Raw genomic sequence first — 24,572 nt, 5'->3', positions numbered from 1 at the left:
AGTTGGTTTTTTTTCGTCTATAATATTTTATAAGATTAGGATTGCCATGAATCTTATAATTATTATTTAGCTTTAACGCTACTAATTATTTCGCGATAACCATGCCTTTTTAACAGAACGGCGCCAAATAATATCAATACCAAAATAGCCGATAATTGATGCAATAGAAGCACATACTAACGAACCTAGTAAAAATGCAGGGCCAATAGTTTCTATGCTCTCTAGAAACCAAGACCAACTAGCTTCAAATACAAAGTGTTGCTCAGGCTGATTAAGTATTAATGTACCCACTAAGTATGAGCCATAAAAAATAGGTGGCATAGTTAGAGGGTTTGTAAGCCATACTAATGCTACTGAGATAGGTAAATTAACTCTAAATAATATAGCGCCGGCTGCTGCTAAAACCATTTGAAAAGGAACAGGGATGAAAGCAAAAAATAACCCGACTGCAAATGCACCTCGAGCAGAACGTCTATTTAAATGCCAAAGATTTGCATCTTGTAAAAGGCGTCCAAATATTCTTAGTGATTTATGATGTCTAATTTTATTTGGATCAGGTAAAAATCTTTGGATCGTTTTTTTAGCCATTTAAAGCAACCATTTACATCAGTGTGGATAAGTCTTGGGTTTGTAATTGGCTGTATAGCAACCGTATTTTATTATCAAACTCTCGAATTTACAGTATTCACAATTTTCATTGTTATAGTGAGCGCTTATTTTAAGCCGTTTTTAAATGTATTGTTAGGCTTTATTTGTGCAATTTGCTTCGTTGGTCTGCATTTTTACGTTTTTTATAGTTTTGAAATACCAAAACCGGATGAAAAGTATGCACTTGATTCTACATTAATTGTTGAAGAGGTTATTTCTGACAAAAAACCTCAATATATTAAAGTTAAAATAGTGGCATTAGAAGGGAGTAATTTTTCGGATTTTAGAGCACCCAAAGCAATGCTCAGTGTTAATTCTGCACAGCCTTTAATAGTAGGTGATGAATTTTCTGCTTTAATTCATTTAAAACATTTTCGTAGTAATAAAAATTTTAATGTATTTGATAATGAACGTTATGCTTTTATAAGTAGAATATTATTTAAAGGTAAAGTGCTTAATAAAAATCTTAATATTATAAATAGCGACAAACAAAGCATAATTTTAGATTATCAACACTTCCTTAAAAACACTTATACGGATACAAAACTACAGTGGCTCTATTATGCATTGCTTAGCGGTGAAAAATCTTTGATGAGCTACGCTGATAAACAATTAATGCAATCTCTTGGGCTAAGTCATTTACTTGCTATATCGGGGTTACATATTGGTTTGATTTTTAGCTTCGGTTATCTATTTACTCGATTCATTTTTGCAAAAATTAATTCTTCGATCTGGCAATCATTCAACCTGACTCTTTATTACAGTTCATGCGGATTTTTAGTAGCCTTGGTTTATGTGTACTTAAGTGACTTTTTAGTATCGGCAACGCGAGCGCTTATCATGCTGGGTTGTTATTTATTATTGTATTTTCTTGCTAAGCAGCCGCTGCGTTGGCGGAGCATTTTATTTGCCTTGGTTATTGTTCTTATTGTTAACCCATTTAATTTACTCAATCCAGGTCTCTACTTTTCATTTTTAGCGGTTGCTATCATTTTTACAGTTATTAATAAATTACCAATATTAAACACTCGCATAAAAAACAAAGTTATTTCACTGTTTGTTATTCAAATAGCGTTATTTATTGGTTTATTGCCACTTTCACTCTATTTTTTTAATGGGGTAAGTATTGCAGGTTTGATAATAAACTTAATTGCTATACCGCTGCTTTCAATCATTATCTTACCTTTTTTAATTGTTTTTACATTACTGAGTATTTTCTTAGATATAAGTATTTTAATAAACCTGTTTGATACTGGCTTATATGCGCTATTTAAATTGCTTAATGAAATACCAGAATCGTTAAGGTGGATAACGACTGGCAGAATTGACTCAATATTTGTCGTTTTTACTTATATTATTATGTTGATGGTTTATTTTCTTCCTTATAAATGGCTCGCTTTTATTCCAGCAATAACGCTTTTATTAAATTATTGGCTAATAGAAAAGTCTAAGTGGCAACTACATGTATTTGATGTAGGGCATGGACTTATGGCATTAATTGAAAAAGATAAACAAGTGCTTATTTATGATTTTGGCCCCAGTTATTTCAATCGCTTTAGCCGTACGCGAAGTATTTTATTGCCTTATATTAAAGCAAATGATTTAACAGTGAAAACGGCGATTCTAAGTCATGAAGATAATGATCACGCTGGAGGATTACAACATTTCATAGATGCTGGCTTTGGTGAAACATTACAACAATTTCATCCTAAAAATACACATAATGTATGTGAAGTCATAAACATTGATTTTGCTGGATTAAAAGTACAAAGCTTTAGTACAAAAGGGTTTGGAAATGAAAATGATGATTCATGCGTTGTTAGGGTATCAGATAATACTCATAGCGTGTTATTTACCGGTGATATATCAAAGGCGCGTGAAGCATCGCTATTAGCGGATAATAAATCGTTGAAAAGTACAGTAATGTTAAGCCCGCATCATGGCAGCGATACATCATCAAGTGTTAATTTTATATATAACGTTGCTCCCCAAGTAGTCATTCATTCAAGTGCCTATAAAGGACAATGGGAATTCCCCAAGCCTCTTGTCGTCGAACGTTATAACCAAATAAACGCTCAGCAATTTACGACAGGCGTTGAAGGGCAAATTAGTATTAAATTTTATGCAAAGAATTTGGCTATAGAAACAGCAAGAGGGCAGGAAAGTTACTGGTTTATCAAAGATTGACGTTTAGTTTTATCTCATCGGAGGATACAATACAGATTGTTACTGTATTTAGAGAGTGTTATGGATCAAAGTACTACACAAATTTATAAACGTCTTGTCTCATATGTTGGCACCTACAAAAGCGTCGCATTTGTCGCAATTATTGGGATGATAGGCTATTCAGCAATGGATGCTTTATTTATTCAATTAATGAAGCCGTTTATTGATCAAGGTTTGAACCAGCGTAATACAGAAGTTTTAAAGTACGCTCCTTTTGTCGTTATCGCGTTAGTTCTAGGGCGTGGTGTTTTTAACTTTATGTCTTCTTACTGCTTAAGTTATGTAGGCTCCCAAGTTGTACGTTCTTTACGCCAAGAGTTATTTGAGCACATATTGCACTTACCCGTTTCTTTTCATGACAAAAACTCAACGGGAGATTTAATTTCAAAAATCACATTTGATACAGAACAAGTTCAACAAGCGATTACTAAAGCCTTGCTAATAGTTGTACGTGAAGGGGCATTTGTTGTATTTTTACTTGCGGTAATGTTCTATACCAGTTGGCAACTATCACTGATATTTTTAGTGATCATCCCACTTGTTGCTATTATTGTCGCCGTCGTCTCTAAACGTTTTCGCCACATTTCTAAAAACATTCAATCTGCCATGGGGCAAGTTACCCGTAGCTCAGAACAAATGCTGAGCGGACATAAAGTTATTCATGGTTTTGGTGGTCAAGATCAAGAGATTAATCACTTCTCGAAAATTAATAATCATAATCGTCAGCAACGTATTAAAATGGACGCAACTAAAGCGCTTAGTGTGTCTATAATTCAAATTTTAGCGGCAAGTGCCATGGCAGTTATTTTGTGGGCGGTGTCGTTGCCATCAATGATTGATACGATTACATCTGGTGACTTCATGGCATTAATTGCCTCAATGATGATGTTACTGCGTCCGCTAAAACAACTTGCCAATGTGAATAGTGATATGCAACGTGGTATCTCTGCAGCGCAAAGTATATTTTTAGTTTTAGACGAAGAAATGGAAAAAGATACAGGCACTGTTTCGGTTGATAAAGTTAAAGGTTTAATTGAAGTTAAGAACGTAACCTTTAAGTACCCAACGAAAGATGAAGCCGTATTAAACGATTTGTCGCTAACGATTGAGGCGGGTGAAAGTATTGCCTTAGTTGGGCGCTCAGGCTCTGGTAAGTCAACAATTTCTAACTTGTTACCCCGCTATTATGATTTAGAACTACCGAGTGAAATTTTACTTGATGGCATAGCACTGCAGGATTATAAATTAACTGATCTGCGTCGCCAATTTGCTTTAGTGTCTCAGCAAGTTGTGTTATTTAACGATACGATTGCCAATAATATTTGTTATGGCATAAAGCACGATGTCTCTGTTGAAGAGTTAGAACAAGTTGCCAAACAAGCGCACGTGTGGGAATTTGTTAAAGACCTGCCAGAGCAATTAAACACCATGGTAGGCGAAAATGGGGTAATGCTCTCAGGTGGTCAACGCCAGCGAATAGCGATAGCGCGTGCAATATTAAAAGATGCACCTATTTTGATTTTAGATGAGGCAACGTCAGCACTTGATACCGAATCTGAAAAGCTTATTCAGCAAGCATTAGAAACGTTAATGAAAGATAAAACCTCTATTGTTATAGCACATCGCTTATCTACTATTGAAAACAGTGACCGAATTTATGTTATTGATAACGGTCGTGTGATAGAAAGTGGCGATCATAGTAGCTTATTAGCAAATGACGGTACTTATTCAGCACTTTGTAAAATGCAGTTTGGTGATCAGGCATGAGCAAAATAGAGCAAAGCTGGTATAAACCATTTGGTCTAATTACTTTATTGTTATTACCATTAAGTGCTTTGTTTTGGGTTGTATCGGCATTTCGAAAACTCTTGTACAGCGCTAAAATACTTAAACCTTTTGAGTGCAAAACGCCTGTTATTGTAGTCGGCAATATAAGCGTAGGCGGCAATGGTAAAACACCTTTTGTTTTGTGGTTGTATGAGTATCTGACCGAGCAAGGTTTATCAGTGGGTATTATTAGTAGAGGTTATGGTGGGCAATCAGATAATTACCCGCTGTTAGTCACTTCAGTTGTTGACGCCCAACAGGCTGGAGATGAGCCTGTGCTTTTATACCATCGTTTAAAGTGCCCAATAGCTGTTGGCCCTAATAGACAACACAATATCGATTTATTAGAAAAAAATTATACGCTAGATGTCATTATTTCTGATGATGGGATGCAGCATTATAAAATGCCTCGTAGCATTGAGTGTTGTATTGTTGATAGTGAACGCCGCTTTGGTAATGGTTTTGTTATGCCCGCAGGGCCACTACGCGAAACAACTAAACGCTTACAAAGTGTTGATATAGTAATTGAAAATGGCGGTGAGGCTAATAATAGCTACGTGCTGCAAGTAAGTAACCTTCGCTTAGTTAATTCAAGTGATGACGCAAAAAGTAACGTAAGCGAGGCACATGCAATAAGTGCAATTGGGAACCCTAAACGGTTTGAAAACTCATTAGAAGCACAAAATATTAAGCTATTGTCGACTCATCATTTTAGAGATCATTATGCTTATACAGCAGATGATTTTACCCAGTTTGGTGATGATTGCATTATAATGACCGAAAAAGACGCGGTTAAATGTAAGTCCTTTGCAAAACCTAATTGGTATTATTTACCTGTAGATGCAGAGCCTTCCGATAGCGTAATAAACACATTAAATTCATTATTAAAAGAAAAAGGAATACTCAATGGCCTTTGATACAAAATTACTCGAGATAATTGCTTGCCCAGTTTGTAAGGGTAAATTACGCTTTGATAGAGAAAACAACGAACTAATTAGTACTGCAGCTAAGCTTGCTTACCCCGTTCAAGATGATATTCCAGTATTGCTTGAAAACGAAGCACGTGAGTTATCTTTAGAAGAGGTTGAAAAGTGGAATTCGTAGTTGTAATTCCTGCACGTTTTGCATCAACTCGACTACCGGGTAAGCCGCTTGCTGATATTTGCGGTAAGCCAATGGTTCAACATGTTTACGAAAAAGCATGTTTATCAGGTGCAAGTAAAGTGGTTATAGCAACCGATCATCAAAAAGTGTTTGATGCAGTAAGTTTATTTACTAGTGATGTTGTAATGACTCGCGAAGATCACCAATCGGGTACTGAGCGTTTAGCCGAAGTAGTTGATTTACTTGATCTCGACAGCAATACAATTGTGGTTAATGTACAAGGCGATGAGCCCTTACTTGCGCCAGAAAATGTATCCCAAGTTGCTGCACTATTAAGTGATTCAACAGCACCAATGGCAACGTTAAGTGTTGCTATTGAAGAGCGTGATGAAGTATTTAATCCTAATGCCGTTAAAGTGGTTAGCGATATAAATAAAAATGCGCTGTATTTTTCTCGTGCAAGTATTCCGTTTGATAGAAGCACAATGATGAATGACAGCAGTGCTCTTAATTTAGCGCCATTTCAGCGCCACGTAGGTATTTATGCGTACAGAGCGGGTTTTATTAAACAATATATAGAATTGAGCGTATCGCCACTTGAGCTACTTGAATCGCTTGAGCAGTTACGTGTGTTGTATCATGGTTATAAAATCAAAATAGAGCAAGCTCAAATAGCCCCTCATGCAGGTGTCGATACGCCCGATGACTTAGCTAAAGTGATAGCGCATATTAAAAGTAAAAACGTGTGAGTGAACAAGTAAGTAAGATATTAAACGTTGTTTATACACATAACGATTTTTATATTTTAGAAAAGCCAGCAGGTCTTAATTTTCATTCAGAAGATGGTCCCGGCTTTGTTGTGTTAGCCGAACAACAATTATCTCAAAAGCTTTATGCCGTTCATCGTTTAGATAAAGTGACATCAGGGCTTATTATTTTAGCAAGAAACAAAGCCTCTGCAGCCGCCTTTACTGTTATGTTCACTGAGCATGCGATTAATAAATTTTATTTAGCGATTAGTGATGCTAAACCTAAAAAGAAGCAAGGGTGGATAAAAGGCGATATGGCTAAATCTCGCCGTGGCTCATTTAAGTTACTAACGAGTACACTTAACCCTGCAATCACCCGATTCTATTCTCTGAGTTATAAGCCAGGATTTAGAGGGTATATTTTAAAACCTTATTCAGGAAAGACGCATCAATTAAGAGTGGCACTAAAAAGTGTGGGCGCAGCTATTTTTGGCGATGCTATGTATTCAGGCACGCCTTCAAATCGTACCTATTTACATGCATATGCGTTAAGCTTTTTATGGCAAGGTGAACAAATACAGCTAACTTTATTACCCGATAGTGGTGATGAGTATTTGGCGTTAATTAAACATCAAGATTTTCAAGCATGGCAATCGCCATGGCAACTGGATTGGTAAATGAGCGAAAAAGTTACAGATATACGTTTTGGTGGTATTAAACGTTTATATGGTCATCAACAGTTTGATTGGCTTCAAGAAGCACATTTTTGTGTAGTAGGGATTGGTGGTGTAGGGAGCTGGACAGCAGAAGCACTTGCACGTACTGGTGTTGGTAAAATAACATTGATTGATTTGGATGATATTTGCGCGACTAACGTCAATAGACAAATTCATGCGTTAACGGGCACTATTGGTCAAGCTAAAGTAGATGCAATGAAAGCGCGCTGCGAGCTTATTAATCCACAGTGCCAAGTTAATGTAATAGATGACTTTATTACACTTGATAATATTCAAGAGCATATTCAAGGTTTTGATTATGTGATTGATTGTATTGATGCAGTTAAAGAAAAAGCAGCATTAATTGCTCACTGTAAACGTAATAAACTTCCTATAATTACTACCGGTGGTGCTGGCGGGCAAACAGATCCTAGCCAAATAACTTTTGGTGATGTAGCTAAAACTACGCAAGACCCATTACTTGCAAAAGTACGTTATATTTTGCGTAAGCAGTATAATTTTAGTAATAATCCTAAACGTAAGTTTAATATTGATTGTGTTTACTCAACAGAGCAATTGGTTTACCCAGGAAGCGATGGCAGCGTATGTCATGCTAAGCAAAGTGCTGATGGCTCGATGAATATGGATTGTAATAATGGTTTTGGATCTGTGACTATGATCACAGGAAGCTTCGGCTTTTTTGTTGCGGCAAAAGCGGTGCGTAAATATCTAGATAAAAAACAACGCTCGCAAGCTTAGTTTTTGCTAACTAAGCTTTTGTTGTGCCATGGTTTGTATTTTATCAACCATGGCTTTAATACCATTACCACGTGATGCGCTTAAGTGGCTTATAAGGCCGAGCTTTTCAAATTCTTCATACGCATTTTTATTCACTACTTGCTCTGGTGTGAGGCCATTGTAAAGCGCTAAAATAATGGCTAATAATCCTTTTACTATACGTGTATCTGAGTCACCAATTACAACAAGTGTATTTTCTGTTAAATCAAATTCAACAAACATCCATACTTTGCTTTCACAGCCTGGTACAAGTGCATCATCAGTCTTCAAAACATCAGCTAAAACAGGTAAAGTTTTTCCTAAAAGCATTATCTCACGATATTTTTGCTGCCAAGCGGGCGCATTTTTTATAGATTCTGTGACTTTGTTAAACGTATTTGTCATGAGTTATCCTAATTAATTCTATTAAAGTGACGTTTAGTCCAGTAAAGCGATACATTTTTTAAGTGAATCAATGAATATATCTACATCTTCATAGGTATTATAAAAACAAAAGCTCGCTCTTAGCGTTCCATTAAGCCCTAAATGTGTCATTAATGGCTGTGTACAATGGTGTCCACTCCTTACTGCAACCCCGTACCCGTCAAGTAAAGTTGCCAAATCATAAGGATGTTCATCATTTAAGTTGAAGCAGAGTGTACCAATATTGTCAGATAGGTTGCTATATATTGTAATACCATCAACCTTTACCAATTTTTGAGCGGCATAACTAAACAATTTTTGCTCATATTGCTGGATTTTTGCGTGATCTAATTCATTTAAATAGTCTAATGCGGCACCAAAGCCTAAAACTCCAGAGATATTTGGTGTTCCAGTTTCAAATTTTGCAGGCGCAGGACGATAAGTACTGTGAGTTAAGTACACTTTATCGATCATTTCCCCACCTGATTGGTAAATCTCAAGGGTATTTAATTGCTCATATCGACCATAAAGCACACCTAATCCTGTTGGGCCGAGCATTTTATGGCTTGAGCAGACATAAAAGTCACAGTTTAATTCACGTAAATCGGGTTTTAAATGCAGTGCACCTTGTGCACCATCGACTAAAACAAGAGAATTGACGTCTTTTGCAGCTCTAATTAGTGGTTTTAAATCGGTTATATTACCCAGTGTGTTAGATGCTTGTGTAATAGCTAATAGGGCAGGTTTTGTTTCTTTTATAAATTCACAGCATTCTTTGGTGTTCAGCGTGCCATTTTTATTTAGTGGAAGCGCTATTAATTTAGCACCCGTTTGTTGACTCACTATTTGCCAAGGCACTATGTTTGCATGATGCTCAAGCGGAGATATCATTATGGTATGACTTTCATTTAAGCGCTTTTTTAATCCGTTAGCGACCAAGTTAATGGCTTCTGTAGCGCCTTTAGTCCATACAATCTCTTTACTAAATACATTGAAATACTCTGCAGTTTTATCCCGTACTTGTTCATATGCATAAGTTGCTTGCTCGCTAAGTGTATGGCGTCCACGGTGTACATTAGCGTTTTGAAACGTATAGAATTCAGTAATTGTATCTATAACTGATTGAGGCTTTTGTGAGGTTGCTGCTGAGTCTAAATAAACAAGCGGGCAGCCCTTTATTGTTTGATTTAATGTTGGGAAGTCGTTTCTAATTTTATTTATATCAAACTTTAAAGCAAGCATGGCTCATCTACATAGTGTTTTTAAGGCAGGAATTGTAATCGGTTTATGATAATTCTCAAGTGTTGTTAATAAAAAAGGCCGCAAAATGCGGCCTTTTTAAACTAACCAACGTTAATTAACGCTTGTCAGTTGATACGTAGTCACGTTGAGTGTAACCAGTATAAAGTTGACGAGGACGGCTGATCTTATGACCAGGTTGAGATAGCATCTCATCCCAGTGAGTGATCCAACCAACAGTACGTGCCATTGCAAAGATTACAGTGAACATGCTTGTTGGAATACCAATCGCTTTTAAGATAATACCAGAGTAGAAATCTACATTAGGGTATAGTTTTTTCTCTACAAAGTATGGGTCTTCAAGCGCAATTTGCTCAAGCTTCATAGCAATATCAAGAAGTGGATCTTGGATATTCAGCTCAGCTAAAACTTCGTGACACGTTTGACGCATTACTGTAGCGCGTGGGTCAAAGTTTTTGTAAACACGGTGTCCAAAGCCCATAAGGCGGAACGGGTCAGCTTTATCTTTAGCTTTAGCTACGTATTCATCAATACGGTCAACAGAGCCAATCTCTTCTAACATGTTTAAACATGCTTCATTAGCGCCGCCGTGAGCAGGGCCCCATAAAGATGCAATACCAGCTGCAATACATGCATACGGGTTAGCACCAGATGAACCAGCAAGACGAACTGTTGAAGTTGATGCATTTTGTTCATGATCTGCATGAAGCATAAAGATTTTATCCATCGCTTTTGCAGTTACTGGATTAACTTTATATTCTTCAGCAGGTACAGAGAACATCATGTGTAAGAAGTTTTCTGCGTAGCTTAAATCGTTACGTGGGTATACAAACGGTTGGCCGATATTTGTTTTATAAGCCATTGCCGCGATTGTTGGTAACTTAGCAACAAGCTTAACTGCGCTTGTTTTACGTTGTTCAGCATCAGTAATATCAAGGTCTTCATGATAGAAAGATGATAATGCACCTACTACGCCACAAAGCATTGCCATTGGGTGAGCGTCAAAGCGGAAACCTTGGAAAAAGTTAGCAATCTTCTCGTCAAGCATAGTGCTTGTAGTGATTTCATTCTTAAAAACTTCATATTGTTCTTTAGAAGGTAACTCACCATTTAAAAGTAAGTAACAAAGTTCAATGTAATTTGAGTCTTCAGCTAATTGCTCAATTGGGTAACCACGGTGAAGTAGTACACCTTTACCACCATCAATATAGGTGATTGCAGATTCACAAGAACCAGTCGACATGAAACCTGGGTCATAAGTAAAGTGACCGTGTGAACCTAACGTACGTACGTCGATTACATCTTGGCCAGCAGTGCCTTGATAAATTGGAAGTTCGATTGGATCTAGTCCATCAATTTGGACTGTGGCTTTTTTATCTGCCATCGTTATGTATCTCCTATTAAGATATCTATTCTGATTTTTAGATTTTAAAGTTCTGAAATCTGTTTTAAGCACATCTTCTCATTTTAACGTGAAAGAGGGGGTTAAAGTCAATTTTTATAAACATTATGCATATATGTATAATAAATATTCGGTATTAATTAAATATAATACTATTGGCTAATTCGCAAACATCTCTAAATAAACAAGAATTGTAAAAAGCCCTGTGGGTATATATACTAACGGTGGTTTTAAACCGTATTGTATTTGGGTAAACATATTCTTAACAGCTTAAAATTTACAGGTTTGTGAACTTTAATTGTTTTGGTACGTTTATTTTGATAGTTCCATCAGTAATATTTGGTGGGTTTTTAGAAAAACAAGTAGATGAGCTCCACTGTGAGCAAAGATGGGCAAGTAACTGTGAAAAAGCAAAGACCTGTAAATCTAGATCTAACAACTATATCTATGCCGGCAACGGCTAAAGCTTCAATTTTTCACCGCGTCACCGGTGTTGCATTATTTTTTGCTTTAACGTTTGTCATTTGGGCTTGGTCTGAGTCTCTCTCTTCAGCTGAAAGTTTTGAATTCGTCAAGGGTCTGTTTAACGGATTCATTGCCAAATTTATAGCTTGGGGCACTGTTTCTGTATTAGGTTATCACCTTATTGGTGGTATCCGTCATATGATTATGGATATGGGACATTGGGAAGAACTTGAATCAGGTAACCTCAGCGCTAAAGTTTCAATGGCTCTTGGTGTTGTGTTTGCCGTATTGGCAGGGGTGTGGATATGGTTTTAAATCAAGCAACTCTAAAACGTGATGGTGTACAAGATTTCGTATCTTTACGTACCACGGCATTAATAATCAGCGCTTACGCGATTTTTATTATAGGCTATTTTTTAGCGACGCCAGAAGTCACTTTCGAAGCCTGGACAGGCCTCTTCTCTAACCTAGCAATGAAAGGGTTTACGTTAATTACCCTTGTTTGCATTATGGTTCATACCCGCATTGGCCTTTGGCAAGTTCTTACAGACTATGTTAAGTGCGCAAAGCTTCGTGCAGTTTTAGGTTTTGTATTAAACCTAATGGCCGTTGCTTACGTAGCTATTGGTCTAATCGTATTATGGGGTGTTTAAGTGAAATATTCTGTTCGTGAATTTGACGCCGTAGTAATTGGTGCAGGTGGTGCAGGTATGCGCGCTGCTTTAGCAATTACAGAATCTGGCAAAACGTGTGCATTAATATCTAAAGTATTCCCAACGCGCTCACACACTGTATCTGCTCAAGGCGGTATTACGGTTGCGCTTGGTAATTCACACGAAGATAACTGGGAATGGCATATGTACGATACCGTTAAAGGTTCCGATTTTATCGGTGACCAAGACGCTATTGAATACATGTGTCAAACTGGCCCAGAAGCTATTACCGAATTAGAAAACATGGGTTTACCATTTTCTCGTTTTGAAAATGGCCGTGTTTACCAACGTCCTTTCGGTGGTCAATCGAAAAACTTTGGTGGTGAACAAGCCGCGCGTACTGCAGCAGCTGCTGACCGTACTGGTCATGCTTTATTACACCTTCTATATCAACAAAACGTTAAAAACAAAACAAATGTATTCTCTGAATGGTATGCACTTGATTTAGTTAAAAACGATAATGGTGATGTAGTAGGGTGTACTGCAATTGAGATTGAGACAGGTGAAGTTACCTTCTTCAAATCTAAAGCTGTTGTATTAGCTACTGGTGGTGCAGGTCGTATATTTGCATCAACCACTAATGCTCACATTAACACTGGTGACGGTGTTGGTATGGCAACACGTGCCGGTATTTCTATGCAAGACATGGAAATGTGGCAGTTCCACCCAACGGGTATCGCAGGTGCTGGTACGCTAGTAACTGAAGGTTGTCGTGGTGAAGGCGGTTATCTTTTAAATAAAGATGGCGAACGCTTCATGGAACGTTACGCACCAAACGCAAAAGACTTAGCGTCTCGCGACGTTGTTGCACGTTCAATGATGACTGAAATCCGTGAAGGTCGTGGTTGTGATGGTCCTTGGGGTCCACATCTTAAGTTAAAACTTGACCATTTGGGTGAAGAAACACTTAACTTACGTCTTCCTGGCGTATGTGACCTTGCTAAAACATTTGCTCACGTTGACCCTGCAAAAGAGCCAATTCCAGTAATTCCAACTTGTCATTATATGATGGGTGGTGTTCCTACTAATGTAAATGGACAAGCGCTACAAATCGATGCTCAAGGCAACGAAACAGTAGTTCAAGGTTTATTTGCAGTAGGTGAGATTGCATGTGTATCTGTACACGGTGCAAACCGCTTAGGTGGTAACTCATTACTTGATTTAGTTGTGTTTGGTCGTGCTGCGGGTAACTTCTTAGGTAAGTACCTAAATGACGTTGAAATATCTAAAGCTGCTTCAGAATCAGACTTAGAAGCGTCTCTTGCACGTTACAATCGTTGGGAAAATTCAACGGCTGGCCAAGGTGAAGATCCAGTTCAAATCAAAAAAGACCTACAACAATGTATGCAGCTTAACTTCTCGGTATTCCGTGAAGGTGACTCAATGGCTGCAGGTCTTCAAGAACTTAAAGAAATTCGCGAACGTCTGCAACATGCTCGTCTTGATGATAAATCATCAGACTTCAATACGCAGCGTATCGAATGTCTTGAACTAGACAACTTAATGGAAACAGCTTACTCGACTGCAGTAGCTGCAAACTTCCGTACAGAAAGCCGTGGTGCACATTCTCGCTTTGACTACCCAGATCGTGATGACGAAAACTGGTTATGTCACTCAGTATTCAATCCTGTAACGGATGAAATGAGTAAGCGTGATGTAAACTATGCGCCTAAAACGCGTGAAGCTTTCCCACCTAAAGCACGTGTTTACTAGGAGATAGACGATGGCACAAGTACAATTTTCAGTTTATCGTTATAATCCAGATGTTGACAACGCTCCTCGTATGCAAGAATACACCTTGCAAACAGAGGAAGGTCACGACATGATGGTGTTGGATGCACTTATTCTTCTAAAAGAACAAGATCCTACATTATCTTTCCGTCGTTCATGCCGTGAAGGTGTGTGTGGATCTGATGGTGTTAACATGAATGGTAAAAATGGTTTAGCATGTATTACTCCTTTATCTACGCTACAAAAAAATGGCAAAGGTAAAATCGTAGTACGTCCATTACCAGGTTTACCTGTGGTTCGTGACCTTGTTATTGACATGAGTCAGTTCTACACTCAGTACGAAAAAGTTAAACCTTATTTAATTAATGATCAGCCTGCAGCAGGCGAACGTCTTCAAACTATTGAAGAACGTGATAAATTAGATGGGCTTTATGAGTGTATTTTGTGTGCATGTTGTTCAACATCGTGTCCTTCGTTCTGGTGGAATCCAGACAAGTTCATTGGTCCAGCAGGCCTTCTTCATGCTTACCGTTTCTTGGCTGATAGCCGAGATACAGCAACTGAAGAACGTTTAGCGGATTTAGACGATGCGTTCAGTGTGTTCCGTTGTCACAGTATCATGAACTGTGTTAGCGTTTGTCCTAAGGGTCTTAATCCGACCAAAGCAATTGGACAAATCAAATCTATGTTACTAAACCGAGCGGTTTGATAGCTTAGTAAAGGTAAGATGGCTAATATTAAATTATATTAGCCATCTTGTTATAATAACTATTAATTTCTGCGCTAAAAAAAAGGGCTTATAAATGCACGAAGGTGTGATGAAGGCATGGCTAGAATCTTCACATTTAAACGGCGGCAACGTTGCTTATGTAGAAGAGCTTTATGAAGCGTATTTAGACGATGCGACTTCTGTGCCAGACGAATGGCGAGAAGTGTTTGAACAATTACCTAAAGTTGATGGTGTGGATGTTGAAGTAAAACATTCAGAGGTTCGAGCACAGTTTGCACAGCTTGCAAAAAACAAGCATAGAGAAGTAGTGGTAGCAGAGGGTAGTGGCGGTGACCTTAAACAGGTTAAAGTTCTACAACTTATTAATGCTTTCCGTTTTCGTGGGCACCAAAATGCAAACCTAGATCCATTAGGTATTTGGCAACGAGAGCGTGTACGAGATTTAGAGCTAGAGTACCACGACCTATCTTCAAGTGATTTTGACCGCGAGTTTAACGTAGGATCGTTTGCCGTAGGGCGCGATACTATGCCTTTAGGTGAACTATACCAAGCACTAAAAACTACATATTGTGGTTCAATTGGCGCTGAGTATATGCACATCACATCAACAGAGGAAAAACGTTGGTTACAACAACGTCTAGAATCTGTCCAGTCTAGGCCTAAATTCTCAAAAGATGAAAAGCTACGTATCCTTAAAGGGCTTACTGCAGCAGATGGTCTAGAAAAATATTTAGGGTCTAAGTTCCCTGGTGCTAAGCGCTTTTCACTTGAAGGTGGCGATGCGTTAGTTCCAATGCTTAAAGAGCTTATTCACCGCGCTGGTGAAAGCGGCCAACAAGAAGCTGTTATTGGTATGGCTCACCGTGGTCGTCTAAACGTTTTAGTTAATGTACTTGGTAAAAACCCATCAGAATTATTTGATGAATTTGCTGGTATACATAAAGAAACGTTAGGTTCTGGTGATGTTAAATATCACATGGGTTATTCGTCTGACTTTGCTACCAAAGGTGGCAATGTACACATGGCGCTTGCGTTTAACCCATCTCACCTAGAAATCGTAAACCCTGTTGTAATGGGCTCTGTGCGTGGTCGTCTCGACCGTTTAGGTGATAAGTCAGGCATTAAAGCACTACCTATTACCATCCATGGTGATTCTGCTATTGCTGGACAAGGTGTTGTTCAAGAAACGTTTAACATGTCACAAACTAATGCGTTTAGTTGTGGTGGTAGTATTCGTATTGTTGTCAACAACCAAGTAGGTTTCACAACCTCTAAGCAAGATGACGTTCGCTCAACGCCATACTGTACTGACATTGCTAAAATGGTTCAGTCTCCAATATTCCATGTTAATTCTGATGATCCTGAAGCCGTTGCATTTGTTACTCAACTTGCTCTTGATTTTAGAAATCAGTTTAAGCGTGACGTAGTAATTGATTTAGTTTGTTACCGTCGCCATGGTCACAATGAAGCTGATGAGCCTAATGCAACTCAGCCTGTCATGTACCAAAAAATCAAAAAGCATCCAGTGCCGCGTTTAATCTATGCAGACCAACTGATTGCTGAAGGCTCTTTTTCTGAACAAGAAGTTAAAGCCTTAGCTGATGAGTACCGTGATGCACTAGATGAAGGCAGCTGTGTTGTTTCAGAAATACAGCCAGAAACGTCGCATTCTTCTGAGTGGGCCAAATATATTGGTCATGAATGGAATGTTGACTACGATGCTAGCGTATCTGTAGAGAAGCTAAAAGCTCTTGGTGAGAAAGTAGCTTCTTACCCAGAACAACATAAAGCTCAATCTCGCGTTAAAAAGATTTATGACGATCGTAAGCTAATGGCCACAGGTGAAAAACCACTTGATTGGGGTATGGCAGAGACTCTTGCCTATGCAACAATTGCGTCTGAAGGTACTGACATTCGTTTAACAGGACAAGACACAGGTCGAGGAACATTCTTTCATCGTCATGCTGTTGTTCATGGTCAATCCGATGGTACAACTTACACTCCTTTAGAGCATTTAAGTGAAGATCAAGGCACATTTGAAGTCTTTGATTCTGTTTTATCTGAGGAAGCTGTCGTTGCGTTCGAATATGGATATGCTACCGCTGAACCTAAGTCTCTCGTAATATGGGAAGCGCAATTTGGTGACTTCGCCAATGGTGCACAAGTTGTATTTGACCAGTTCTTAAGTTCTGGTGAGCAAAAGTGGGGCCGTTTATGTGGGCTTACAATTTTGTTACCTCATGGCTACGAAGGTCAAGGGCCAGAGCATAGTTCAGCGCGCTTAGAGCGTTTCTTGCAACTATGTGCTGATCACAACATGCAAGTATGTGTTCCTTCAACGCCGGCGCAAGTTTACGCTATGCTTCGTCGTCAATCAGTTCGACCACTTCGTCGTCCTCTGATTGTTATGACGCCTAAGTCGCTACTTCGTCACCCGCTTGCAACTTCATCACTTGAAGAGCTTTCACACGGTGTTTACCATAATATGATCGACGAAGTTGATGATATTAACCCTGAGAAAGTAGAGCGCGTTGTATTTTGTAGCGGTAAAGTTTACTACGAGTTACTACAAGAGCGTCGTAAGCTTGAGCAAGATAATATTGCAATTGTACGTGTTGAACAGTTATACCCGTTCCCACACGATGAAATGCAAACAATTATAGAGCGCTACCAACACGTAACTGATTTTGTATGGTGTCAAGAAGAGCCACAAAACCAAGGTGCATGGTACTGTTCACAACATCACTTTATTGATGCAATCCCACAAGGTGCTAAATTAAAATATGCAGGACGTAAAGCGTCTGCATCACCAGCGTGTGGTTACATGTCAGTACATACTAAAGAACAACAAGCGCTCGTTGCCGACGCGCTTACTATAGAAAATAAAGGATAAGCAATGAGCACAGAAATTAAAGTTCCTGTTCTTCCTGAGTCGGTTGCAGATGCTACCGTTGCTACATGGCATGTAAGTGTTGGCGACAAAGTAACTCGCGATCAAAACTTAGTAGACATTGAAACAGATAAAGTGGTTTTAGAAGTTGTTGCACAGCATGACGGTGTAATAACAGAAATATCACAAGAAGAAGGTGCAACCGTACTTGGCGACCAAGTTATGGGTTTACTTGGTGATGCTGATGCAGCGCCAGCAAGTGAAGGTTCAACTAAAGAAGAATCAGCACCAGCTAAATCAGAAGACGCGCCAGTGGCGCAATCAGCACCAGCATCAGAAGGTAAAGAAGTGGATATTAAAGTACCTGTACTTCCAGAATCAGTTGCAGACGCAACAATTGCTACATGGCATGTACAACCAGGTGACGCGGTAACACGCGACCAAAACTTGGTAGATATTGAAACAGATAAAGTTGTTCTTGAAGTAGTAGCTCAAGAAGATGGCATCATGGGTGATATCATTCACGGCGAAGGCGATACTGTATTAGGCGAGCAAGTAATTGGTTCGGTTAAAGCAGGCGGTGCACCAGCGGCTCCAGCTGCAAAAGCAGACGCAGCGCCAGCAGCAGATTCAAGCGAAAGTTCAGATGTGTTAACACCATCAGTTCGTCGTTTAATTGCTGAGAAAGGCCTAGACGCTTCTAAAATTAAAGGCACGGGTAAAAATGGTCGTGTAACTAAAGAAGACGTTGATACTTTCTTAAAAGCACCAGCGCCAGCGGCTAAAAAAGCAGAAGCTTCTGCTCCAGCTGCACCGATGGGCGATCGTACTCAAAAACGTGTACCTATGACTCGTTTACGTAAAACGATTGCGACACGCCTTCTTGAAGCTAAAAACTCAACTGCAATGTTAACAACATTCAACGAAGTGAACATGGGACCAATCATGAGCCTTCGTAAGCAGTATCAAGAAACGTTTGAAAAGCGTCACGGCATTCGTTTAGGTTTCATGTCTTTCTATGTGAAAGCTGTAACTGAAGCTCTTAAGCGTTTTCCAGATGTAAATGCTTCAATTGATGGTGACGATATTGTTTACCATAACTATTTCGATATCAGCATTGCAGTATCTACTCCACGTGGCTTAGTTACTCCAGTACTTAAAGATTGTGACAAACTATCTGTTGCTGAAATCGAAAAAGGTATTCGTGAGTTAGCACTTAAAGGTCGTGATGGTAAGCTAACGCTTGCTGATATGACGGGTGGTAATTTCACTATTACTAATGGTGGCGTATTTGGTTCATTGCTATCTACACCTATCATTAACTTGCCACAGTCTTCAATCTTGGGTATGCATAAAATTCAAGACCGTCCGATGGCTGTAAATGGTAAAGTTGAAATACTACCTATGATGTATTTAGCACTTTCTTATGACCACCGTATCATTGATGGTAAAGAATCTGTTGGTTTCTTAGTAACTATTAAAGAGTTACTTGAAGATCCAACTCGCTTATTGCTAGATGTTTAATCTAGTTGTATGAAATGTAAGCTGTGAATGAACATTCACAGCTTTTTTTTTGCGCCTTTGGTCGTACTGGGGTTTTCATGTTAAGCCTTGGGATCTATACTAGGTGCGCAATTTGGGATAGTTGTTTATTTGAAAAAATATTCAGCTCTTTTAGTATAAAAAATTGGATAAAGCATCATGAATTTGCATGAGTATCAGGCAAAACAACTTTTTGCCGAATATGGTTTACCCGTTTCTACAGGTTACGCTTGCGATACACCTGAAGAAGCTGCTGCAGCTGCTGAAAAAATTGGCGGCGATATGTGGGTTGTTAAAACTCAGGTTCACGCAGGTGGACGTGGTAAAGCTGGCGGTGTAAAGCTAGTTAAAACTATCGAAGAAGTAAAAGCGTTTGCAGCTAACTGGTTAGGTAAAAACCTAGTTACTTACCAAACAGACGAGAAAGGCCAGCCAGTAGCTAAAATTTTAGTAGAAAGCTGTACTGACATTGCTAACGAATTGTACCTAGGTGCAGTAGTTGACCGTGCATCTCGTAAAGTAGTTTTCATGGCGTCTACTGAAGGCGGCGTTGAAATTGAAACTGTTGCTGAAGAAACACCAGAGCTTATCCACAAAGCAGAGATCGACCCGTTAGTAGGTCCTCAAGCTTACCAAGCACGTGAACTAGGTTTCAAATTGGGTCTTAACCCAGTACAAATGAAACAGTTTGTTAAGATCTTTATGGGTCTTGGTAAAATGTTCACTGATTTTGATTTCGCACTACTTGAAATCAACCCGTTAGTAATTACAGATGAAGGCAACCTTCACTGTCTTGACGGCAAAATCGGTATTGATGGTAATGCACTTTACCGTCAACCTAAAATCCGTGAATTCCACGATCCATCTCAAGAAGATGCTCGTGAAGCACACGCAGCAAGCTTCGAGCTTAACTACGTTGCTCTAGACGGTAATGTTGGTTGTATGGTTAACGGTGCAGGCCTAGCAATGGGTACTATGGACATCGTAAACCTACACGGCGGCAAGCCGGCTAACTTCTTGGATGTTGGTGGCGGTGCTACTAAAGAACGTGTTTCTGAAGCATTCAAAATCATTCTTTCTGACGACAATGTTAAAGCTGTTTTAGTAAACATCTTTGGCGGCATCGTTCGTTGTGACATGATTGCTGAAGGCATCATTGGCGCAGTTAAAGAAGTTGGCGTAACCGTACCAGTAGTTGTACGTTTAGAAGGTACTAATGCTGAATTAGGTCGTGAAGTTCTTAAGAACTCTGGTCTAGATATCATTGCTGCTGAATCACTAACAGACGCTGCTGAAAAAGTTGTTGCTGCTGCGGAGGGCAAATAATGTCTGTATTAATCAATAAAGATACAAAAGTTATCTGTCAAGGTTTCACTGGTGGCCAAGGTACTTTCCACTCAGAGCAAGCGCTTGAGTACGGTACACAAATGGTTGGTGGTGTTAGCCCAGGTAAAGGCGGTCAAACGCACCTTGGTCTTCCTGTATTCAACACAGTTCGTGATGCTGTAAAAGAAACTGGCGCAACTGCTTCAGTTATCTACGTACCAGCTCCTTTCTGTAAAGATGCAATCTTAGAAGCTATCGATGCTGGCATCGAGCTAATAGTTTGTATTACTGAAGGTATCCCTACACTTGATATGGTTGATGTTAAAATCAAACTAGATCAAACAGGTACTCGTATGATCGGTCCTAACTGCCCAGGTGTTATTACTCCAGGTCAGACTAAGATTGGTATCATGCCTGGTCATATCCACAAACCTGGTAAAGTAGGTATTGTTTCTCGCTCTGGTACTTTAACGTACGAAGCAGTTAAGCAAACTACTGATGCTGGTTTTGGTCAGTCTACGTGTGTTGGTATTGGTGGTGATCCAATTCCAGGTACTAACTTTATCGACGTTCTAGAAATGTTCGAAAAAGATCCACAAACTGAAGCAATCGTAATGATTGGTGAAATTGGTGGTACTGCAGAAGAAGAAGCTGCAGAGTACATCAAAGCTCACGTAACTAAACCTGTAGTATCTTACATTGCTGGTGTTACTGCACCAGAAGGTAAGCGTATGGGTCACGCTGGCGCAATCATTGCCGGCGGTAAAGGTACTGCTGATGAGAAATTTGCTGCATTAGAAGCTGCGGGCGTAAAAACTGTACGTTCACTTGCTGATATCGGTAAAGCACTTAAAGAGAAAACAGGCTGGTAATCGCTTGTTTTTCTTTGAAAAGGCCCGCATATGCGGGCCTTTTTGTTATTAGATGAAAATTTAGAACGGGTAACTAATATGCTGGAAAAAACGTACAGATAAGTCTTGGCGTTGTTTATTTATAGCCAGCTCATTACACAGAGTATAGATTGTTTTTTCTACTTGGTTCATAAATCGACCGTAGCCCATTTCATGTTTATCCTGCTGCGTTGCGACTACTACAAAATGCAGCGTTTCTACCAATTTACTTGCTTCATAAAAGTGCTTAATTTGATTTTCATTAGATTCAATATCAAAACTTAACTTTTGAAGTTCATCATTACCTTCACTTTTATCTATTTTACTGTTGCGTATAATAGGCGTTGCACCGTTAGCAACCATAGCGCCATGGTTTAAGTTATTATTTTGACACGCACGTATAAATGCATAAGCAAAGTAGTCATAAAATTTAGCATAATCGTTTGTGTTCATTAGTGTTTGAAACTGCGTTTTAATAGCGCGCGAAACCGGTATAGTAAAAGTGGCGTAAGTCATCTCTGCATAATCATTGGGTATGCTGCATTGTCTTGATTGGTAGCGAGGGTAGAGACTTCTTAATTTGTAACCATAGCTTTCCTTGTTGCCTTTTTCTTTAGCAAATAGGTCATACGTTAAGTGTTGATGGTCGCGTAGTTTAAACTGGGGCTGATTTATTAAGAGTTGTCCTTGTAAAGTGTCTAACACTTTTTGGACTTTATTATGAAATTCTGCAGAATTGGCTCGTAAATCATCGCCTGTTGCTAAAAATAGAATGCGTATTTTTTTACTTGGTGTACCTTCAGTGTAATAAATCTTATGCGCTTCGTGATAACGGGGATTATAAAAAAAGAGCATTTGTTTATCTGTTTCTAATTGATAAGACTCATCATTAAATCTTACAACGGGTAGTTTATCATTCGCTAATAAGTGCACATTATAAAGCTCGTACTCATCACAAGAAGCAAACAGCTGGCGTGCAATACGTTCATAGCAGCAATTTATATCACTAAAGCTTTTATAAAAATCGTGATTAGGGGTTATTTCAGCTAAAAGGTAGTGGTTAGCGCGTGCATTAGTTGGAATATATACACGATGTTGATTAAGTGTCGCCATCTTTAAATCCTTATAATGTAGGTTATTTACCTACTATAAACTGTTTAGATGACTTAAATATTGCGTTAAAACAAATTTTATTCATAAACAATGGTTCAGCTGAATTAAAGTTAAGCAATATCAAAAATAAACCTTAATCTAGTGCTGTATGTTAGTGTATGTTTTTGTAATAATGCATTAGTTTTGTTATTACGTAATATTTAGAGGACTGCACTCCTATGGCGGAAATTGAGAATCGCCCAAGTAACTTTATTAGAACCCGAATTGATGAAGACTTAGCAAGTAAAAAGCATGCAACAACGCATACACGTTTTCCACCTGAACCAAATGGCTTTTTGCATATTGGTCATGCCAAATCAATTTGTTTAAATTTTGGCATCGCAAAAGATTATAACGGTTTATGTAACCTGCGTTTTGACGATACAAACCCAGAAAAAGAAGACATTAACTATGTTAATTCTATAAAAGAAGACGTACAGTGGTTAGGTTTTAACTGGGATGGCGATATAAAGTATTCTTCTAACTATTTTGATACTTTATATGGTTACGCTGTTGAGCTTATAAATAAAGGCTTAGCGTACGTTTGTTTTTTAACAGCAGACGAAGCACGCCAATACCGTGGTACATTGAAAGAGTCAGGTAAAAATAGCCCGTACAGAGATACATCAGTTGAAGAAAACCTAGCGTTATTTGAAAAAATGCGTGCTGGCGAATTCAAAGAAGGCGAATGTGTCCTGCGTGCTAAAATTGATATGGCTAGCTCATTTATGGTGCTTCGTGATCCAATTATTTATCGCGTACGTTTTGCTCATCATCATCAAACAGCAGACAAGTGGTGCATTTACCCAATGTATGACTTCACGCACTGTATTTCTGATGCACTTGAAGGTATTACACATTCATTATGCACACTCGAGTTTCAAGATAACCGTCGTTTGTACGACTGGGTACTTGATAACATTAGTTTAGAGTGTCACCCACAGCAAATTGAGTTTTCACGTTTAAATCTTGAATACACAATTATGTCTAAGCGTAAGTTAAGCGATTTAGTGGTAAATAACCATGTAGAAGGGTGGGATGACCCACGCATGCCTACAATTGCAGGCCTACGTCGCCGTGGTTATACACCAGGTTCAATCCGTGAGTTTTGTTTGCGTATTGGTGTAACAAAACAAGAGAATATGGTTGAAATGGGTATGCTTGAAGCATGTATCCGTGAAGATCTAAACGAAAATGCACCACGTGCAATGGCCGTACTCGATCCTGTTAAAGTTGTTATTGAAAACTACGATGCAGACAAGGTTGAGGTTTTATCTGTGGCTAACCACCCAAATAAAGAAGAAATGGGTCGTCGTGATGTACCATTTACTCGTGAAATCTATATAGAACGAGAAGACTTTAAAGAAGAAGCGAATAACAAGTTTAAACGTTTAGTGCTTGATAAAGAAGTACGCTTACGTGGTGCTTATGTTATTAAAGCACAACGTGTTGAAAAAGACGAAAATGGCGAAATTACAACTATATTCTGTACTTACGATACTGAAACACTTGGTAAAAATCCAAGTGATGGACGTAAAGTAAAAGGTGTTATTCACTGGGTTTCAGCACCAGAGTCTATTACGGCAGAAGTTCGTTTATACGATCGTTTGTTTAGTGTTCCAAACCCAGCAGCCGCTGATGAGTTTGAAACAACATTAAATCCAGAGTCACTGGTTGTTTTATCAAACGCTAAATTAGAGCCATCGCTTGCTAATTCACAAGCAGAGCAGGGCTTTCAGTTTGAGCGTACGGGTTATTTCTCTCGTGATTCTAAATCAGAGAACGTTGTATTTAACCAAACAGTGGGTCTTCGTGATTCATGGTCTAAGACTCAATAAGTAATATCTAAAAAACCTGAACTCTGGATAATAAATCTATCTCGAGCAGCTATTTTCAGCGCTAACTGCGTTGAATTTACTTGCAAGAGGCCAGCTATTGACGCGTGAATTCGCCTTGTTTTCACTTAAAATCTCTGGCTAGAGAAAATAAATTTAAATATCA

The 24,572-nt window shown here is 38.8% G+C and carries 21 protein-coding genes; 16 read left to right on the top strand and 5 right to left on the bottom strand.

Features of this window, described 5'->3' with window-relative positions; all coding sequences use genetic code 11:
* Window positions 1-81 precede the first annotated feature (81 nt).
* Window positions 82-588, bottom strand: a complete 507-nt coding sequence (locus tag AAEY68_RS07880; RefSeq protein WP_007586895.1) for a DUF2062 domain-containing protein — start codon at window positions 586-588, stop codon at window positions 82-84.
* Here AAEY68_RS07880 and AAEY68_RS07875 point away from each other — a divergent pair.
* From AAEY68_RS07875 to tcdA, 7 genes are read left to right on the top strand one after another with little or no spacing between them, the layout of a single operon-like run.
* Window positions 568-2,835, top strand: coding sequence for a DNA internalization-related competence protein ComEC/Rec2 (locus tag AAEY68_RS07875; protein WP_024592573.1), 2,268 nt, complete (start codon window positions 568-570; stop codon window positions 2,833-2,835). The genes AAEY68_RS07880 and AAEY68_RS07875 overlap by 21 nt on opposite strands.
* A 60-nt stretch (window positions 2,836-2,895) precedes the next feature.
* Window positions 2,896-4,641, top strand: a complete 1,746-nt coding sequence (gene msbA, locus AAEY68_RS07870; RefSeq protein ID WP_033027175.1) for a lipid A export permease/ATP-binding protein MsbA — start codon at window positions 2,896-2,898, stop codon at window positions 4,639-4,641.
* A complete protein-coding gene (lpxK, locus tag AAEY68_RS07865) occupies window positions 4,638-5,618 on the top strand; it encodes a tetraacyldisaccharide 4'-kinase (protein ID WP_024592576.1) in 981 nt (326 codons plus the stop codon). Before msbA ends, lpxK begins: the two co-directional genes overlap by 4 nt.
* Entirely contained in the window at window positions 5,608-5,805 is a 198-nt protein-coding gene (locus AAEY68_RS07860; RefSeq protein ID WP_002961789.1) for a Trm112 family protein, read from the top strand. Before lpxK ends, AAEY68_RS07860 begins: the two co-directional genes overlap by 11 nt.
* Window positions 5,793-6,554: a 3-deoxy-manno-octulosonate cytidylyltransferase gene (gene kdsB, locus AAEY68_RS07855; protein ID WP_024592577.1), complete on the top strand. Its 762-nt coding sequence runs from the start codon at window positions 5,793-5,795 to the stop codon at window positions 6,552-6,554. Before AAEY68_RS07860 ends, kdsB begins: the two co-directional genes overlap by 13 nt.
* On the top strand, window positions 6,551-7,231 hold the full coding sequence (locus AAEY68_RS07850; protein ID WP_024592578.1) for a TIGR01621 family pseudouridine synthase: 681 nt from the start codon (window positions 6,551-6,553) through the stop codon (window positions 7,229-7,231). Before kdsB ends, AAEY68_RS07850 begins: the two co-directional genes overlap by 4 nt.
* On the top strand, window positions 7,232-8,029 hold the full coding sequence (gene tcdA / locus AAEY68_RS07845; protein ID WP_024592579.1) for a tRNA cyclic N6-threonylcarbamoyladenosine(37) synthase TcdA: 798 nt from the start codon (window positions 7,232-7,234) through the stop codon (window positions 8,027-8,029).
* Window positions 8,030-8,035: 6 nt separating this feature from the next.
* Here tcdA and AAEY68_RS07840 read toward each other — a convergent pair whose 3' ends face one another.
* The 3 genes from AAEY68_RS07840 to AAEY68_RS07830 form a co-directional block, all read right to left on the bottom strand.
* Window positions 8,036-8,452: a SufE family protein gene (locus AAEY68_RS07840; RefSeq protein WP_007586879.1), complete on the bottom strand. Its 417-nt coding sequence runs from the start codon at window positions 8,450-8,452 to the stop codon at window positions 8,036-8,038.
* Window positions 8,453-8,485: 33 nt separating this feature from the next.
* A complete protein-coding gene (locus AAEY68_RS07835) occupies window positions 8,486-9,712 on the bottom strand; it encodes a SufS family cysteine desulfurase (protein ID WP_024592580.1) in 1,227 nt (408 codons plus the stop codon).
* A 115-nt stretch (window positions 9,713-9,827) separates the two neighbouring features.
* Entirely contained in the window at window positions 9,828-11,114 is a 1,287-nt protein-coding gene (locus AAEY68_RS07830) for a citrate synthase (RefSeq protein WP_007586875.1), read from the bottom strand.
* Window positions 11,115-11,534: 420 nt separating this feature from the next.
* Here AAEY68_RS07830 and sdhC point away from each other — a divergent pair, with 420 nt between their 5' ends.
* The 8 genes from sdhC (at window position 11,535) to sucD (ending at window position 21,401) form a co-directional block, all read left to right on the top strand.
* Window positions 11,535-11,912, top strand: coding sequence for a succinate dehydrogenase, cytochrome b556 subunit (gene sdhC, locus AAEY68_RS07825; RefSeq protein WP_076914908.1), 378 nt, complete (start codon window positions 11,535-11,537; stop codon window positions 11,910-11,912).
* Complete coding sequence (sdhD, locus tag AAEY68_RS07820) at window positions 11,903-12,250, top strand: succinate dehydrogenase, hydrophobic membrane anchor protein (RefSeq protein ID WP_007586873.1); 348 nt, start codon at window positions 11,903-11,905, stop codon at window positions 12,248-12,250. The genes sdhC and sdhD overlap by 10 nt, the downstream gene beginning before the upstream one ends.
* On the top strand, window positions 12,251-14,023 hold the full coding sequence (gene sdhA / locus AAEY68_RS07815; RefSeq protein ID WP_007375750.1) for a succinate dehydrogenase flavoprotein subunit: 1,773 nt from the start codon (window positions 12,251-12,253) through the stop codon (window positions 14,021-14,023).
* 10 nt (window positions 14,024-14,033) lie between these two features.
* A complete protein-coding gene (locus tag AAEY68_RS07810; RefSeq protein ID WP_007375751.1) occupies window positions 14,034-14,750 on the top strand; it encodes a succinate dehydrogenase iron-sulfur subunit in 717 nt (238 codons plus the stop codon).
* A gap of 94 nt (window positions 14,751-14,844) precedes the next feature.
* A complete protein-coding gene (gene sucA / locus AAEY68_RS07805; RefSeq protein ID WP_010552673.1) occupies window positions 14,845-17,664 on the top strand; it encodes a 2-oxoglutarate dehydrogenase E1 component in 2,820 nt (939 codons plus the stop codon).
* 3 nt (window positions 17,665-17,667) lie between these two features.
* A complete protein-coding gene (odhB, locus tag AAEY68_RS07800) occupies window positions 17,668-19,185 on the top strand; it encodes a 2-oxoglutarate dehydrogenase complex dihydrolipoyllysine-residue succinyltransferase (protein WP_007586871.1) in 1,518 nt (505 codons plus the stop codon).
* Between the two features lie 177 nt (window positions 19,186-19,362).
* On the top strand, window positions 19,363-20,529 hold the full coding sequence (sucC, locus tag AAEY68_RS07795) for an ADP-forming succinate--CoA ligase subunit beta (RefSeq protein ID WP_007586870.1): 1,167 nt from the start codon (window positions 19,363-19,365) through the stop codon (window positions 20,527-20,529).
* Window positions 20,529-21,401: a succinate--CoA ligase subunit alpha gene (gene sucD, locus AAEY68_RS07790; RefSeq protein ID WP_010552674.1), complete on the top strand. Its 873-nt coding sequence runs from the start codon at window positions 20,529-20,531 to the stop codon at window positions 21,399-21,401. Before sucC ends, sucD begins: the two co-directional genes overlap by 1 nt.
* Before the next feature lie 60 nt (window positions 21,402-21,461).
* Here sucD and AAEY68_RS07785 read toward each other — a convergent pair whose 3' ends face one another.
* Window positions 21,462-22,532, bottom strand: a complete 1,071-nt coding sequence (locus AAEY68_RS07785; protein ID WP_024592581.1) for a DUF3083 family protein — start codon at window positions 22,530-22,532, stop codon at window positions 21,462-21,464.
* A 218-nt stretch (window positions 22,533-22,750) separates the two neighbouring features.
* Here AAEY68_RS07785 and glnS point away from each other — a divergent pair, with 218 nt between their 5' ends.
* Window positions 22,751-24,409 carry a glutamine--tRNA ligase gene (glnS, locus tag AAEY68_RS07780; protein ID WP_024592582.1) on the top strand — a complete coding sequence of 553 codons (1,659 nt, stop codon included), beginning with the start codon at window positions 22,751-22,753 and terminating at the stop codon, window positions 24,407-24,409.
* Window positions 24,410-24,572 lie beyond the last annotated feature (163 nt).

This window comes from Pseudoalteromonas sp. RB2-MNA-CIBAN-0110 (assembly GCF_040309305.1).
GTDB classification, from domain to species: Bacteria; Pseudomonadota; Gammaproteobacteria; order Enterobacterales; family Alteromonadaceae; genus Pseudoalteromonas; species Pseudoalteromonas arctica.
This window is presented reverse-complemented; position numbering and strand designations above follow the sequence as displayed.